Genomic DNA, 14,987 nt, shown 5'->3' with positions numbered 1-14,987 from the left:
GCCGGCGGGCAACTTCCACACCGCGGAAGCGGAGGGACACCCACACGGGGTCCCCCGAACGGGTGACGTCGGTGGCCGGAAGGAGGCTCGGTAGCGCGTGTCGTAGCGCAAAAATCGCCCGGAAATGCGAGTTTTGTCAGATTGGTGTCAGCGACAGGGTGGTCCTTTAGTTTCGGCTCATCTGCCCTACTTCGTGGAGGTGAGATGGGAATCCGGAAGGGTGTCGCCGTCGCCGTGGTGGCGGGCGCCGTCGCCGCGGGCGCTGCCGTGCAGGCGGTGCCGGCGTTCGCGGCCGACTACGGCGTGATCCGCGGCGTCGTTTCCTTGACCAACAGTGCACGTGCCCGGGCGGGCTGCGGGCCGGTCACGTTGAGCCCGCGGCTGAGCTATGCCGCGTGGCTGCACTCGAGGGACATGGCGGACCGTGGCTACTTCTCGCACGGCTCGCCCAGGGGGAGCGGTCCCGGCAGCAGGGTGGCGTCCGTCGGCTACCGGTGGTCGACGTACGGCGAGAACATCGCCTGGGGCCAGCGCAACGCGGGCGAGGTCATGGACGACTGGATGAACAGCCCCGGTCACCGGGCCAACATCCTGAACTGCCGGTTCCGCAACATCGGGGTCGCGGTGGCGTACAACGGCCGCGGGGTGCCCTACTGGACCCAGGACTTCGCCAGTCCACGCTGAGGAGCGGGACGAGCGTTCCCGCGGGCACCGACGACCGCCCGCGGGAACCTCGGAAGCGTCAGACGCCCAGCTCCGCCGACGCGAGCGCCACACCCTCGACCCGGGCCCGGACCTTCCGGAAGGCGATGTCCCGGGCCGCGTCGGGCGAGCCGTGCTTCGGCTTGTGGTCGGTGCTGAACGGGGAGAAGCCGCAGTCGTCGGTCGCGCCGAGCCGCTCCCGCGGGATCGACGCGGCCGCCGTGACGAGCGCGTCGCGGACCTGCTCGGGCGTCTCGACGACCGGGTCGAGCGGGTCGGTCACGCCGATGAAGCAGACCTGCGAGTCGGTGCTGTGCTCGCCGATCAGCCGATACACCCGCTCCTTGTCCTTCTCGCCGGCCAGCTGGATCAGGAAGTAGCCGGCCCGCATGCGGAACAGGTGCGGCAGCAGCTCGGCGTAGTCCACGTCGCTGCTGTGCGCGGAGTCCAGGTCCCCGCCGGGGCACGTGTGGATGCCGATGTCGCAGCGCTCCTCGGCGGTGAAGCGGTCCAGGACGCGGTTGTTGAGGTCGATGAAGCCGCCCAGCATGTCGCGCCCGGTCCACGGGTTGCGGGGGTCGTTCTTGCGGGCGAGCCGGCCCTCGGTGAAGTCGATCGAGACGCGGGCGGCGCCGGCGGCGAAGCACTGCCGGATGTCCTTCTCGCACTCGTCGACGAGATCGTCGTGGAACTCCTCGCGCGAGTAGCCGTCCACCGCGGCGTCGAGGGGGTACAGCAGGGAGAGCATCGACGGGGCGATCACGGCCTGCTTCAACGGTTTCGTCGCCATCAGCACCGACCGCCGCAGGTAGTCAGCGGCATACGCGCGGTAGCGGAACGGGCCGCGCACGAGGCGGGGCAGCTGCCGCTGGTGGCCGTCGTCGAAGATCGCGAAGCACTGCCCGTCGCCGGCGAGGGTGTCGGCGAGGCCGGTGCCCGCCAGGGTTTCGGTGAGCGGATACGTGGCGAAACTCGACGCGCGCTGCTCCCCATCGGACACGATCGGCGCGCCGGTCGCTTCCATCCGGGTGATCGAATCGCGGCACGCGGCGTCCTGCTCGGCGTGCAGCTCCTCGATTCCGATCTCGCCCGCGTCATATTGCGCGATCTTTTCCTGCAGGCGCATCGGGCGAGGCAGGGAGCCGACGTTCTCGGTGGGAATTGGCATGACGCACTTTCCTCCAAACGTCGCCGAATCGGCGTTGAGAAAGCCAAGACGAAACCATAACAGTCGATCTTGTTTTGCCACGACTGCGGAATGGACATCGACCGCAAGATCTGCGTGGCCGAAGGGGCGCCGTGGGAGATATTGCGGCATTCAGCCAGTTCACAGCCAGGGTTCACCACGTGTTGCCCGTCCGGGCTGGACAGAACGGGCGCCGGACCGCCTAATGGAATGCACCCCGCCGGACCCGCAACCCGGCGGCCACCGCGCCGCACCCGCCACACCCGCACGTCCCGCCGTTCACCATCACCCCAGCCGCAGTTTCAGCGTTTCCGCGCGCCGGATCGGCCCGCCGTCCGCAAGCCTCGCCAGCTCGCCGGACCGGACAACCGAAACCGTCGCCGCACGCGTCACTCAAGTCAACCGCAACACCACCCTGGGTAGCACGCACCCCTGAACGGGAGGCCGCAGTGAACGACATCCTCACCGAGGCAACCGCCGCCGCGTATGTGGCCGCCGCCGGGTTCCGGGTCGGTCCTGTCGGGCGCGTCGGCGTCGAGCTCGAGTACTGCGTGCGGGACCTGAGCAAACCGATGCACCGGCCCGAGCCCGAGCGCCTCCTGAGCATGCTCGCCCACCTCGGCAACCCCCTGCCCGGCGGCAGCGGCGTCACGATCGAGCCCGGCGGGCAGCTGGAGCTGTCCTCCGCCGTCGGCGCGTCGATGACCGGCTGCGTCGCCGCACTCGCCGGCGACCTCGCCCTCGTCCGCGCCGTCCTCGCCGCCAACGGCCTCGTCCTGGACGGCACCGGCCTCGACGACGTCCGGGCGCCGCTGCTCGTCACCGACCACCCGCGGTACGTCGCGCTCGCCGAGTACCACGAGCGGGCCGGGTCCAAGGGCCTCACCGTCATGTGCAACTCCGCGTCGATCCAGGTGTGCCTCGACGCCGGCAGCGACGACCCCGACGACTGGAGCCACTACCGGCGCCGGTGGTGGCTCGCCGACGCGATCGGCCCGGTCGTCCAGGCCGCGTTCGCCAACTCGCCGCACCGCTCGAAGTCCGGCCGGCGCTGGGTGTCGCACCGGCAGGGGCTGCGCTTCGGCACCGACGCCAGCCGCACCCGCGCGCCGCGCCGCGACGACGACCCCCGCGCCGCCTGGTCCCGCTACGCCCTGGCCGCGAAGGTCGCCATGGTCGCCGGTCCCGGCCGCTGGCACGTGCCGGCCGGGCTGACGATGCGCGACTGGCTGCGCGGCCACGGACCCCGCCCCGTCACCCTCGACGACCTCGAGCGCCACCTCGGCACCCTCGTCCCGCCGGTGCGCCCCCGCGGCTACCTGGAGCTGCGGATGATCGACCAGCAGCCCGGCGACGGCTGGGTCGTGCCCGTCGCGGTCGTCACCGCCCTGCTCGACGACCCGGAGGGCGCGGAGGCCGCGGCCGCCGCGACCGAGCCGCTGCGCTCCCCGCTGCGCCGGCACCGTGACTGGGTCGGCGCCGCCCGCGAAGGCCTCACCGACCCGGCGCTCGCCGCCGCGGCCCTCGCCTGCTTCACCGCCGCGGGTGACGTGTTGCGCAGACAGGACGCGCCCCTCGCCGTGCGTGACGCGGTCGCCGAGTTCACCGACCGGTATGTCGCGCTGGGTTCCTGCCCAGGCGAGGACCGCCGGGAGCAGCGCCGGAAGGTTCGCGTCGGCGCCGGCGGATGATCTCCGCGCCGTGTGGTATCAAGGGCATGAGGAGTGCCCCGACCACAGCTAGGAGCAGGACCAGTGCGGGACATCGCCGTGTTCAGTGGCAGCGCCCATCCCGAGCTGGCGGAGGAGATCTGCACGCATCTCGAGGTGCCGTTGCAGCCCGTGCGGGTCGACCGCTTCGCCAACGACTGCCTCGAGGTGCAGCTGCAGGCCAACTGCCGTGAGCGGGACGTGTTCCTGATCCAGCCGCTCGTCCCGCCCGTCCAGGAGCACCTCGTCGAGCTGCTGCTCATGCTCGACGCGGCCCGGGGTGCGTCCGCGGCCCGCACGACCGTCGTCATGTCGCACTACGCCTACGCCCGCTCCGACAAGAAGGACGAGCCGCGCATCTCCATCGGCGGGCGGCTCGTCGCCGACCTGCTCAGCGCCGCCGGGGCGTCGCGGGTGCTGACCCTGACCCTGCACTCGCCGCAGGTCCACGGGTTCTTCAGCGTGCCCGTGGACCACCTGCACGCGCTGCGGGAGCTCGCCACCCACTTCCGCGGCCTCGACCTCACCAACAGCGTGGTCGTCTCGCCGGACCTCGGCAACGCGAAGGTGGCCTCCGCGTTCGCGCGGCTGCTGGGGGTCCCGGTCGCCGCCGGCGCCAAGCAGCGCTTCAGCGACGACCGGGTGGTGATCAGCTCCGTCATCGGTGACATCGAGGGCAAGGACGTCATCGTCCTGGACGACGAGATCGCCCGCGGCAGCACCGTCATCGAGCTCATCGACCGGCTCCGCGAGCGCGACGTCGCCAGCATCAGGGTCGCCTGCACGCACGGCCTCTTCACCGACGGCGCCCTGGACCGGCTCGCCGCCCAGCCCGACGTCCTGGAGATCGTCTGCACCAACAGCGTGCCCATCCCGAAACAGAAGTGGGTGCCGAAGCTGCGCGTGCTGTCGATCGCGCCCGCGATGGCCGAGGCGATGCGCCGCATCCACAACGGCGAGTCGGTCAGCTCGCTGTTCCACTGAGCCCGCTGATGCGCACACAACAGTCAGGCACGCCGGTCGTCGGGGTCCTCGGGCCGCTGCGCGCCGGGATCGGTGGGCGGCCCGCGGACCTCGGCGGGCCGCGGCAACGGGCGGTCCTCGCCCGGCTCGTCGCCGCCGGCGGGCACGTCGTGCCGACCGACCGGTTCGTCGACGACCTCTGGCAGGGCGTGCCGCCGCCGAAGGCCCTCGCCGCGCTGCAGGTCTACGTGTCGAACCTGCGCCGCGCCCTCGAACCCGGCCGCGCGCCCCGCACCCCGGCCACGGTCCTCGTCACGGCCGCGCCCGGGTACGCGCTGCGTCTGCCGCCGACCGCCGTCGACGCGTGGCGCTTCGAGGCGCTGCTGCGGGAGGGCACCACCCTCGCCGAGCGCGATCCCGGGCGGGCCGACGGGCTGCTGCGGGAGGCGCTCGCGGCGTGGGAGGGCCCGGCGTACGCGGAGTTCGCCGACGAGCCGTGGGCCGTCCCGGAGGCCGGGCGCCTGGAAGCGCTCCGGCTCGCCTGCGTGGAGGCCGGGGGCCGGGTCGCGGTGCGGCTCGGCCGGGCCGCGCTGGTCGTGCCCGCCCTGGAGCGGCACGTCACCGCCCACCCGTTGCGGGAGGAGGCGGTGCACCTGCTGGCGACCGCGCTGTACGCCGCCGGCCGGCAGAGCGACGCGCTCGCCGCGCTGCGGGAGGTGCGGGCGCGGCTGGCGGGGGAGCTGGGCGTCGACCCGGGGCCCGGGCTGCGGGCGCTGGAAGCGGACGTCCTCGCCCACGCGCCGCACCTCACGCCCGCCCCGCCGGGGGACCCGGGCGGCGGTGCCGGCGCGCGGGCCGTCGCACCGGATGGACCGTCGCGGGAGGAAACGCTCGGCACTGGTCCGTCCGGGCCCTTGCCGGGGACGTATCCGTCGGTGCCGGCGGGCGGTACACCTGCCGCCGCCGACACACCGGGAGCGTTCGGGCGCGAAGTGGAGCTCGCGACGCTGGGCCGGGTCGCCGAGGAGGTGTTGCGCGACGGGTTGCGGGTCGTCTGGGTCGGCGGGGAGGCGGGCGCCGGGAAGACGACGTTGCTGCGGATGTTCGCGGCGGGACTCGGGTGGCGGGTCGCCTGGGGCCGGTGCCCGGAAGTGGACGGGGCGCCGCCGGCCTGGGCGTGGAGCGAGGTGCTGCGGGGCCTGCCGGGCGACGGCGAGGACTCGCGGCTCGCCCCGTTGCTGGCCCCGGTCTCCTCGTCCGGGCCGGCCGTCGCGGGGGCGGGCGGGCAGTTCGCGCTGGCGCAGGCGGTCGGGGAGCGGCTCGCCGGGTCCGGGCCGCTGCTGGTCGTGCTCGACGACGTGCACCGGGCCGACGGGGAGACGCTGCAGGTGCTGCGGCACGTGGCGGTCGCGTTCGCGCAGCGGCCGCTGCTGCTCGTCGCCACCCACCGGCCGGGGGAGTCCCGGCCCGACCTCGACCCGGTCCGGGCGGCGCTCGCCGGGCACCGCGCCGTCGACGTCGACCTCGGCGGCCTCGACGCCGACGCGGGGGCGGCGCTGCTGCGGCACCTCGGCGTGCCCGGCGACGCGGTCGGCGTCGTCGTCGAGCGGACCGGGGGCAACCCGCTGTTCCTCACCGAGACGGCCCGGCTCGTCTCCGCCGAGGGCGCCGACAGCGCCGTGCGCGCCATCCCCTCCGGGATCGGGCACGTGCTGCGCCGGCGCCTCACCCGGCTGCCGGCCGTCGCGCAGACGGTGCTGCGGCACGCCGCGGTCCTCGGCCGGGACGTCGACATCGACCTGCTCGTCGCGGCCGACGGCGGCGGTGAGGACGCCGTCCTCGACGGCCTGGAGGCCGGCGTCGTGTCGGGGCTCCTCGAGGAGCCGGCGGCGGGACGGGTCAGGTTCACGCACGCACTGCTGCGCGACGTCCTGTACGACGACATGCCCCTGCTGCGCCGGCGCCGCCTGCACGCCCGCGTCCTCGCCGCGCTCGAGGAACAGCTCACGCAGCAGTCGCCCCCGGGCGGCCACGCGCTCACCGCCGCGCTCGGGCATCACGCCCTCGCCGCCGCGACGCCCGCGACCGCGGGGAAGGCCGCCGGGTACGCCGCCGATGCCGCCCGGCAGGCCGCCGCCCTGTACGCGCACCGGGAGGCCGCCACCCTCTTCCGGGGCGCGCTCGACGCCGGGCCGCTGCCGCCCACGCAACGGCACGACCTGCTGTGCGGGCTGACGTCCGCGCTCGCCAACGCCGGTGACGTCCTCGCCGCCCGCGCCGCCCGGGCCGAGGCCATCGCCGCCGCCGCGCTCGCCGGGGTGCCCGCCGCGACCGCCCTGACCGCGTATGACGCGCCGGTCGCCTGGACGATCCGCGCCGACCGCGCCGTCGACACCGACCTCGTCGCGCACCTCGAGGCGGCGCTGACCTCAGCCGCCCCCGCCGTGCGGTGCCGGCTGCTCGTCGCGCTCGTCTACGAGCTCGAAGGCGACGACCTGGAGCGCTGCGACGCGGCCAGCGCCGAGGCGCTCACCCTCGCCGGCGACGACCCGCTGCTGCGCTGCCACGCGCTGAACGCCCGCTACTTCGCGGTGCTCAACCCGGCCCGCCGGCACCAGCTGCCCGCCGTCGGCGCGGAACTGCTGGAGGTGGCGACGGCGGCGGGGCACGTGCAGTTCCAGGCGCAGGCGCACCACGTGCTGTTCCAGGTGGCGCTCGAACGCAACGACCTCACCGCCGCGCAGGACCACGTCGACCGGGCCGTCCGGCACGCCACCGCCGGGCAGCTCGGCGTCGCCCTGTCGGTGATGGCGCTGTTCGCCGCGGTCCGGGCCGTCCTCGCCGGGGACCTGGCCACCGCCGAACGGCTGTACAGCGACCTCACCGCCCGCATCGCCCGCGCCGGCCAGCCGAACGCCGCGCTCGTCGGCGTCGCGGGCGTGTTCTTCGTGCACCTCGCCGCCGGCACGACACACACCCTCCTGCCGATGCTGCAGCCGGTGTACGAGCGTCTCCCCGACGCCCTCAACGACTACATGGTGCGGGCGCTGCTGGACGCCGGCCGGACCGAGGAGGCCAGAGCGCTGTGGACCCCCGACGCGGTCGCCGTCCGCGAGGACTACTACTGGCTCGCGTGGACGGGCCTGCGCGGGCTGAACGCCGCGGCCCTGCGCGACGTGCCGCGGGCCCGCGGGTGCTACCGGGCGCTGCTGCCGTGGGCGGGCCAGTTCGTCGGCCTGGCCAGCGGCTCCCTGACGGGCCCGCCGGTCGACCTGGTCCTCGCCGACCTCGCCGACGTCCTCGGCGACACCGCGGCGGCCGCCGGGCACCGCGCGGCGGGACACGCCCTGGCCGCCGCCACGGGGGCCGTCCCCTGGAGCGCGGCCCCGTAGCGCCCGGCCCCGTAGCGCGGGCGGGTCAGGCCGCGCCGAAGATGACGGCCTCGCGCTTGGCGAACCCGCGCCTGGTCACCGCGAGCAGCACCCGCAGCACCGGCCCCGCCATCCGCTTGAGCTCGGCGAGCTCGGCCGGCGTCGCGTACCGCTCGATGCGGGGCAGCTCGAACCCCATCTTGCCGCCCTTGCGCACCGCGGCCTCGACCTTGTCCCAGTCGGCGTCGGACACGTACCGCAGAATCACCGGGAACACGGTGCGCTCCTCGTCGTCGATGTGCTCGTCGAGGATGTCCCGCAGCGTGCCGAGCGCCCCCGCGAGCCGCTCCGCCGCGTCCCGGTCACCCGGCGCGGCCGCGAGGACCCGGGCGTCCCGGCGGATCGCGTCGAGCAGCGGGTCCAGCTGCCGGTGATCCTCGGTGAGCTCCCGCAGGTCGACCTCCGCGCCGGCGCTCGCCTCCAGGACCGGCCACAGGACGTCGTCCTCGGCCTGGTGATGGTGGTGGATTCCGTCGCACAGCGTCTCCAGGTACGCGGCGACCGCCTTCGCCCGCGCGGGCGTGCTCGGCGTCCTGCCGTCGGCGATGTCCCGCAGCAGCCCGGCGAACCGGCGCGCGTCGCCGCGCATCGAACGGTGGTTCACGGTGATCCCGACAAGGTTCGGCACGATGTTCGCTCCTCAGGTCAGTGGTGACGACCTTGAGGAAACCCTGCCGCACTTGGCCGCCACTTAACGCCCGCTTGCCGCGGATAGGCTCCCGGCATGGCGGAGCTGCCCTTTCCCGACCCGGAGCTCGGCGACGGGTTCGTGCTGCTGCGACCGTGGCGGGAGCAGGACGGCCCGCAGCGGTTCGCGGGGTTCTCCGACGAGCTGTGCCGGCGGTTCTCGTGGCCGCGGGTCGAGCCGCCCACCGAGCGGGACGTGCTCGGCGCGTATGAGCGCGACGAACGGGAACGCCTCGCCGGGCAGTCGCTGAACCTCGCCGTCGCCGACGCCGCGGACCCGGCCCGCGTGTGGGGGGCGGCGTCCGTGTACGACGTCAGCGCCGCCGACGGCCGGGCGGCCGTCGGCTACTGGGTCGCGCCCTGGGCCCGCGGCCGCGGCGTCGCCACCCGGTCGCTGCGGCTCCTGGCGGCGTGGACGTTCGAGGGGCTCGGCGTGCAGCGGCTGGAGCTGACCTGTGAGCCGGCCAACGTCGCCTCGGCGCGGGTCGCGCAGCGGTGCGGGTTCGTGCGCGAGGGCGTCCTGCGGTCCCACGTACGGTTCAAGGACGGCCGCCGCGACACCGTCGTGTACGGCCTGCTCCCCGGCGAGCTGACCTAAGGCGTGCTTGGTAAGTGGATGCCGGGCTGCGGCGGGCCCAGACGCCGCCTGGACCTCGCCTCGCTCCGACCCCACTCACCAAACACGTCTTAGGCGCGAGCCAGCTGCCCGGCCGTGCCCGCGAGGTCGAGGAGGTCGTCCACGCCGGTGCGGGTGCCGAAGCGGAACGCCCGGTCGAACGCCGCGCCCGGCAGCTCGGCGTGCAGCGCCTCCTCCGTCGCGTGGCGGGCCGGCAGCTCGCAGGCGGGGGTCGGCGCGCCGATCTCGTGCCGGATGACGTCGGCGGCGCCGAGCAGGGCGGCCGCGTGCGCCGGGTCGCCGAGGCGGCGGCGGGCCTCGGCGAGGGCCTCCAGGACGCTGGCCGAGCGCCACCGGTCGCCGACCCGCCGGTGGATGGACAGGCTGGCCCGCAACCGCTCCGCCGCCGAGGCGACGGCGGAGTCCGCGAGGTCGACCCGGCCCAGGAGATCCTGCGCCCAGCCGATCCCCTCCGGGAACGACAGCTCGGTGAAGCGGTCCAGGGCGCCGACCAGGTGCCGGCGCGCGCCCGGCTGGTCACCGCCGAAATGCGCGACCGCGCCGAGATGCGTCAGGGTCGAGGCGACCGACTCGTCATCGGCCAGGTCCCGGAACGCCACCAGGCTCGCGTCCAGCAGCGACGCCGCGGCGGCCAGGTCGCCGGACAGCCACGCGGTCGCGCCCGCGAGCTGGGCCGCGCGGCCCTCACCCCAGGCGTCGCCCGCGTCGCGGTACAGGGTCAGCGCCTCCTCCAGGAAGCGCCGCGAGCGACGGTAGTCGGCGCGCTCCCGCTCGACGCAGCCGAGCAGAGTGAGCAGCCGCCCCCGTGCCGGACCGCCGGGCGAGCCACCGAGGGCCAGCTCGGCGAGCGCGGCGGCGGCCGGGTAGTCGCAGTCGAGCATCGCGAGGGTCGCGGCGGCCGCACCCGCCGCGGCCCGCAGCTGCGCCGGCGCGTCCGGCCGGCGGTCCAGGGCACCCGACAGCCAGTCGCGGCCCTGCCGGTACACACCGGTGAAATGCAGAAAGGGGGCCAGTGCCGTCGCCAGGCGCAGGTCCTCGGCGCCGGGCCGGGTGGACAGCCACGTCATCGCGGCGCGCAGGTTGTCCTGCTCGACGGTGAACATGCGCAGCAGGTCCCGCTGGCCGGGGCCGCGGATGCCGTCGGCGGCCCGCTCGGCGAGGTCGAGGTAGCAGCGGGCGTGGGCGTCGCGGGCGGCGGCGGCCTCGTCGGGGACCTCGGTGAGCCGGGCGGCCGCGTACGCCGCGACGGTCTGCAACATCCGTCCCCGCGGGGCGCCGGTCGTGTCGATCAGGCTCCGCTCGGTGAGCGCGGCCAGGAGACCGGGCCCGTGCGCGGGGAGCGTCGCGGCCGCCGCCGGGCTCCACCCGCCCTGGAACACGGCGAGCTGCCGCAGCAGCGCCTGCTTGTCCGGCGACAGCAGCTCGTACGACCAGTCGAGCGCGGCCCGCAGCGTGCGGTGGTGCTCCGGCCCGCCGGCCTTCGCGTCGGCCAGGACCCGGAAGCGGTCGGCGAGCAGCCGGCGGACCTCCGGCACGGACAGCAGCGCGGCCCGGGCGGCGGCCAGCTCGACCGCCAGGGGCAGGCCGTCCAGGGCGCGGCAGATGGCGGCGGCGCCGGCCCGGTGCCCGTCCGGCAAGGGCCGGCCGGTCCGCTCGAACATCCTGGTCTCGAACAGGCGCAGCGCCGTTTCGTCGTCCAGCGGGGCGACGGGTGCCACCGTCTCGCCGGGAAGGCCGAGCGCCTGACGGCTGGTGACGAGGACCGCCAGGGCCGGCGCCGCGTCGAGCAGCCGGGCGGCGAGGTCGGCGACCTGGGTGGTGACGTGCTCACAGTTGTCGAGGACGAGCAGCGCCGGCCCGTCGCCGAGCGTGGCGAGGAGGGTGCCGGCGGCGTCGAGGTCGGGCCTGCGCGCCACCGCGAACGCGTCCAGAACGAAGCCGGCGGCGTCGTCGACCTGCATGGTGGTCAGGTCCGCGAACCAGACGGGGGTCCGCACCGCCGCGCCGACCGCGATCGCGAGACGGGTCTTGCCGCTCCCGGCCGTCCCGACCAGTGAGATGAGTCGATGTCCGGTGATCAGCAGGCGGACCGTGGCGCGGACCTCCGCGTCCCGGCCGACCAGGATGGTCAGCGGGGCCGGTAGCGCCGCGGCGGACTCCATCCGCGCACTGTACCGGCCACATTCAACCCACAGGCATCATCGGACCGGCTACGTCACCAGCCGAAACGGCCGCGCCTGCGGGTGTCGCGCCCGCTGTCTGGGTACCGTCGGAGCCGTGGCCTTTCTGGTGGAGATGCCCGACGGTGGGTTCCTGGAGGTCGAGGAGCGCGTCGACGTGGCGCCCGACGACCTGTCGGTGATCGGCATCCTGGGCGCGTCCCCCCTTGAGGGCACGGGGCTGATCACCTTCGGCGCGGTGATCCGGGCCGGTCTCGACGAGGACCAGCAGGACGACTTCGCCGACTGGATCTTCGACCGGGTGCTGCTGTTCGCGGAGCTCGGCGGCGAGGCCGACGGCTGGGAACGCCTCGACGACGGCACCTGGCGCGTGGAGTCCCGCCGTCTGTGAGCACCGTGTGCAGCGGCACGGCTACCGGCGTGGTGCGACGTTCGGTTGCGGGACGACGGTGAGGTGTCCGGCACATGAACCCGGGTCACTTTCGGGGCGGCCCCGGGTTACGCTCAACGTTGATGACGATCGAGGTCCAGGGCGCCGGGCGCCTACTGCGGGTCGGCACCGCCACCGACATCGGCCGGCGGTATCCGGCCAATTTCGACGTGCTGCACACCGCCGAGCTGCAGCGCCGTCCCGGCCTGTGCGCGGTCGTCGCCGACGGCATGGGCGCCGGCGAGGGCAGCCGCACCGCCGGCCGGACCGCCGTGGACATCTTCACCACCGCCGTGCAGGAGCACCGCGGGCCGTTCGCGCCGCCGCCGCTCTTCGCCGCGGTCGCCGACGCCCAGCGCCAGGTCCGCGCCGCCGGCAAGACCCTGCGGGAGCTGACCGGCTGCACACTCACCGCCCTCGTCGCCGACGCCACGGGCGCGTGGGTCACGCAGATCGGCGACTCCCGGGTGTATCGGCTGCGCGGCGGCCTGCTCGAACTGCTCACCATCGACCACACCGAGGCGTGGCTCGGCGCCGTGCACGGCTGGTTTCCCGCCGACTCGCCGCAGGCGGAAGCGGCCCGCTACCAGCTGCACCGCTTCATCGGCCACCCCGGCCTGCCCGAGCCCGACGTCCTGAGCGTCACCATGTTCCCCGGCGACGTCTACTGCCTGTGCACCGACGGGATCGCCGAGCAGGTGCCGTATCAGCGGATGGAGGCCACCCTGAGCTCCGGCGCACCCCCGGACGCGATGGCCTCGGCCCTGGTCGCCGCCTCCCTGGAGGCCGGCGGCCGGGACAACGCCACCGCCGTCGTCGTCAAGGTTTTCTAGCACCACGGGGTCTTCGCGGGGCGGGCCTTCGCGGGGCGGGCCTTCGCGGGGCGGGTGTCAGATGACGAGCTCGGCGGCGGGGCGTTCGGCGGTGACGGTCAGCGCCTCGACGTGCCGGTGTGGCGCGGGTCCATCCGCGTCCGGATCGGCCTCGGCCTCCTCGGCGACGACATCGAGAGCGTCCCATAGCGCGGCGAGCGCCTCTGCGGATCCGCTGACCTCGAGCGCCGGCCCACCGCGCAGCGCGACCCTCACCGGCCCGCCGGCCCGCAGCTGCACCAGGGTCCCGTTGAGAATGCGCTGCTCGAACACGTCACCGGCGGCCCGCAGCCGGGCACCCAGGTCACGCAGTGCGGCCGGCGGCCCGGCCAGATCGAACACATCTCCCGCGACACGCAGGCGGCAGGCCAGCTGATCATCCACGCCGACCAACCTAACCCACGACCCGCCCGACCCCCGCACTACCCGATGCGGAGGTCCCGGCCGGCCAGCACCGCGAACGCGGCGGTGACCGCGATCAGGGCGCACAGGACGGTCATCGGCAGCGACCAGGACCCGCCGGCGTCGCGCAGGGCGCCGAAGAGGACCGGTCCGGTGGCCGCGAGGGCGTACCCACCGGTCTGCGCCATCCCGGACAGCGCCGCGGCCTGGGCGTGGTCGGCGGTGCGGAGGCTGAACAGCGACAGGCACACGACGAGGACGCCGCCCGCGCCGAACCCGGCGACGACGACCGAGACGAGGGTCCAGGCCGGCGTCCACGGCAGCCACTGCAGCCCGGCGGTGCCGAGCCCGATGCAGGCGACCCCGGCGAACCCGACGAGCCGCTGATCCCGCACCCGGTGCAGGGCGACGGGCGCGGCCAGGTTGGCGGCGACGGCTGCGGCGAGGTAGGCGAACAGATGCCACCCGGCCGCCTGCGCGGGGATGCCGTGGTCGCGCTCGATCGACGGCAGCCACGTGATGAGCACGTAGAACGCCAGGGACTGCAACCCCATGAACACGGTCACCTGCCATCCGAGCGCCGTCCGCCACGGTGACCTGGGGTTTCCCGGGTCTGCCGGTGCCGCGTCGGTACCGGCGGCTGCGGCGGCAGGGGGCAACGGACGCAGCACGCGGGGCAGCCAGGCGGCAGCGGAAACGGCCACGAGCGCGAGCCAGCAGGCGAGGGCCGCGCGCCAGCCGCCGGTGAGCGCGGCGAGGGGCACCGCGGTGCCGGAGGCGATGGCCGCGACGACCGCCTGCGCCGCGGAGTACCCGCCGGACAGCTGCGCGACCCGCGCCGGGTGGTCGCGCTTGACGAGGCTCGGCAGCAGCACGTTGAACCCGGCGATCGCCGCGCCGACCGCCGCCGTGCCCAGCCACAGCGCGGTCGGCACCGGGGCGGAGCGCACCGCGATGCCCACGGCGAGGACGGCGACCGCGAGGCCGAGGGCACGCTCCAGGCCGATCCGCCGGGCGGCGAGCGGCGCGACGGGGGAGAAGCCGGCGAACGCCAGCAGGGGCAGGGTGGTGAGCAGCCCGGCGGCGGCCCCGGACAGGTGCCCGGTGGCGCGGATGTCGGCGACGAGCGGCCCGACCGCGGTCAGCGGCGCCCGACCGATCGCGCCCAGGAGCAGGATGCCGCCGACGCGGCGGGTCACAGCGACGCGGCGATCATCCGCAGCGCCTCGGCGAGATCACGGCCGCTCGGCGCACTCGAAGGGTCGATCAGCCACTGGGTGAGCACGCCGCTGATCAGGGCCTGGTAGAACGAGCCGAGCTGGAACGCCTTCTGCGGCTCGGCGGCGGGGTCGATCCCGTGGAACACCGACGCCCACAGCCCGCGGGCGTCCCGCATGCCCTCGGAGATCATCGTCCGGATCGCGGGGGCGTGCTCCATCTGCACGAACGCGTCGAACGACGCCATGAACGCGGGCCGGTGCGCGCCGAGCGAGGCGATGACGCTGGTCCAGTACGCCTCGAAACGCTCCAGACCGGCGAGGCCTTCGGCGTCGGTGGCCAGCAGCGCGGTGGCCATCTGCGTGCCCCAGTCCTCGAGGGCCTTCTCCAGTGCGGCGTTGAGCAGCGCCTCGGTGGAGCCGTAGTGGTAGCCGATCGAGCCGAGGTTGGTGCCGGACGCGGCGACGATGTCGCGGGCGGTGGTCCGCCCGTAGCCCTTCTCGTAGATGCAGCGCACGGCGCCGTCGAGGAGGTCCTCGCGATGTCCCATGGTCCAGATCCTAGGGTCTA

Annotated in this window: 13 protein-coding genes; 7 read left to right on the top strand and 6 right to left on the bottom strand. The window is 74.8% G+C overall.

The window, feature by feature from the left end:
* The first annotated feature begins 204 nt into the window (after window positions 1-204).
* Window positions 205-684, top strand: a complete 480-nt coding sequence (locus ABZS58_RS14440; RefSeq protein ID WP_354781343.1) for a CAP domain-containing protein — start codon at window positions 205-207, stop codon at window positions 682-684.
* A 58-nt stretch (window positions 685-742) separates the two neighbouring features.
* Here the strand turns inward: ABZS58_RS14440 and ABZS58_RS14435 are convergent, their stop codons facing one another.
* Complete coding sequence (locus ABZS58_RS14435; protein ID WP_354781341.1) at window positions 743-1,870, bottom strand: 5-methyltetrahydropteroyltriglutamate--homocysteine methyltransferase; 1,128 nt, start codon at window positions 1,868-1,870, stop codon at window positions 743-745.
* 467 nt (window positions 1,871-2,337) lie between these two features.
* On the opposite strand from ABZS58_RS14435, the gene ABZS58_RS14430 reads away from it, so the two are divergent.
* The 3 genes from ABZS58_RS14430 (at window position 2,338) to ABZS58_RS14420 (ending at window position 7,952) form a co-directional block, all read left to right on the top strand.
* The gene (locus ABZS58_RS14430; RefSeq protein ID WP_354781339.1) at window positions 2,338-3,579 is read left to right on the top strand and encodes a glutamate-cysteine ligase family protein; all 1,242 of its coding nucleotides are present in this window, start codon (window positions 2,338-2,340) and stop codon (window positions 3,577-3,579) included.
* Window positions 3,580-3,642: 63 nt separating this feature from the next.
* Entirely contained in the window at window positions 3,643-4,581 is a 939-nt protein-coding gene (locus tag ABZS58_RS14425; RefSeq protein WP_354781337.1) for a ribose-phosphate pyrophosphokinase, read from the top strand.
* An 8-nt stretch (window positions 4,582-4,589) separates the two neighbouring features.
* The gene (locus tag ABZS58_RS14420; protein WP_354781335.1) at window positions 4,590-7,952 is read left to right on the top strand and encodes a BTAD domain-containing putative transcriptional regulator; all 3,363 of its coding nucleotides are present in this window, start codon (window positions 4,590-4,592) and stop codon (window positions 7,950-7,952) included.
* A gap of 25 nt (window positions 7,953-7,977) precedes the next feature.
* On the opposite strand, the gene ABZS58_RS14415 is transcribed toward ABZS58_RS14420, so the two are convergent.
* Window positions 7,978-8,619, bottom strand: a complete 642-nt coding sequence (locus ABZS58_RS14415) for a hemerythrin domain-containing protein (protein WP_354781333.1) — start codon at window positions 8,617-8,619, stop codon at window positions 7,978-7,980.
* Between the two features lie 96 nt (window positions 8,620-8,715).
* On the opposite strand from ABZS58_RS14415, the gene ABZS58_RS14410 reads away from it, so the two are divergent.
* On the top strand, window positions 8,716-9,276 hold the full coding sequence (locus ABZS58_RS14410) for a GNAT family protein (protein WP_354781331.1): 561 nt from the start codon (window positions 8,716-8,718) through the stop codon (window positions 9,274-9,276).
* An 89-nt stretch (window positions 9,277-9,365) separates the two neighbouring features.
* On the opposite strand, the gene ABZS58_RS14405 is transcribed toward ABZS58_RS14410, so the two are convergent.
* A complete protein-coding gene (locus ABZS58_RS14405) occupies window positions 9,366-11,477 on the bottom strand; it encodes a hypothetical protein (RefSeq protein WP_354781329.1) in 2,112 nt (703 codons plus the stop codon).
* Window positions 11,478-11,592: 115 nt separating this feature from the next.
* On the opposite strand from ABZS58_RS14405, the gene ABZS58_RS14400 reads away from it, so the two are divergent.
* Window positions 11,593-11,886, top strand: a complete 294-nt coding sequence (locus ABZS58_RS14400) for a hypothetical protein (protein ID WP_354781327.1) — start codon at window positions 11,593-11,595, stop codon at window positions 11,884-11,886.
* Window positions 11,887-12,008: 122 nt separating this feature from the next.
* Window positions 12,009-12,758 carry a protein phosphatase 2C domain-containing protein gene (locus ABZS58_RS14395; RefSeq protein ID WP_354781325.1) on the top strand — a complete coding sequence of 250 codons (750 nt, stop codon included), beginning with the start codon at window positions 12,009-12,011 and terminating at the stop codon, window positions 12,756-12,758.
* 57 nt (window positions 12,759-12,815) lie between these two features.
* Here ABZS58_RS14395 and ABZS58_RS14390 read toward each other — a convergent pair whose 3' ends face one another.
* From ABZS58_RS14390 to ABZS58_RS14380, 3 genes are read right to left on the bottom strand one after another with little or no spacing between them, the layout of a single operon-like run.
* Complete coding sequence (locus ABZS58_RS14390; protein ID WP_354781323.1) at window positions 12,816-13,181, bottom strand: hypothetical protein; 366 nt, start codon at window positions 13,179-13,181, stop codon at window positions 12,816-12,818.
* 38 nt (window positions 13,182-13,219) lie between these two features.
* Window positions 13,220-14,398: an MFS transporter gene (locus ABZS58_RS14385; protein WP_354781321.1), complete on the bottom strand. Its 1,179-nt coding sequence runs from the start codon at window positions 14,396-14,398 to the stop codon at window positions 13,220-13,222.
* Entirely contained in the window at window positions 14,395-14,967 is a 573-nt protein-coding gene (locus ABZS58_RS14380) for a TetR/AcrR family transcriptional regulator (protein ID WP_354781319.1), read from the bottom strand. Before ABZS58_RS14380 ends, ABZS58_RS14385 begins: the two co-directional genes overlap by 4 nt.
* Window positions 14,968-14,987: the final 20 nt, after the last annotated feature.

Origin of the sequence: Dactylosporangium sp. NPDC005555, from assembly GCF_040605635.1 — a bacterium.
In the GTDB taxonomy this organism is placed as follows: domain Bacteria; phylum Actinomycetota; class Actinomycetes; order Mycobacteriales; family Micromonosporaceae; genus Dactylosporangium.
The sequence above is the reverse complement of the archived record's forward strand: the minus strand, read 5'-3'. Positions and strand labels throughout refer to the sequence as shown.

Coding starts and splice junctions, on each gene's coding strand:
- ABZS58_RS14440 (WP_354781343.1), top strand. CDS start 205: ATGGGAATCCGGAAGGGTGTCGCCGTCGCCGTGGTGGCGGGCGCCGTC.
- ABZS58_RS14435 (WP_354781341.1), bottom strand. CDS start 1,870: ATGCCAATTCCCACCGAGAACGTCGGCTCCCTGCCTCGCCCGATGCGC.
- ABZS58_RS14420 (WP_354781335.1), top strand. CDS start 4,590: ATGCGCACACAACAGTCAGGCACGCCGGTCGTCGGGGTCCTCGGGCCG.
- ABZS58_RS14410 (WP_354781331.1), top strand. CDS start 8,716: ATGGCGGAGCTGCCCTTTCCCGACCCGGAGCTCGGCGACGGGTTCGTG.
- ABZS58_RS14405 (WP_354781329.1), bottom strand. CDS start 11,477: ATGGAGTCCGCCGCGGCGCTACCGGCCCCGCTGACCATCCTGGTCGGC.
- ABZS58_RS14395 (WP_354781325.1), top strand. CDS start 12,009: ATGACGATCGAGGTCCAGGGCGCCGGGCGCCTACTGCGGGTCGGCACC.
- ABZS58_RS14380 (WP_354781319.1), bottom strand. CDS start 14,967: ATGGGACATCGCGAGGACCTCCTCGACGGCGCCGTGCGCTGCATCTAC.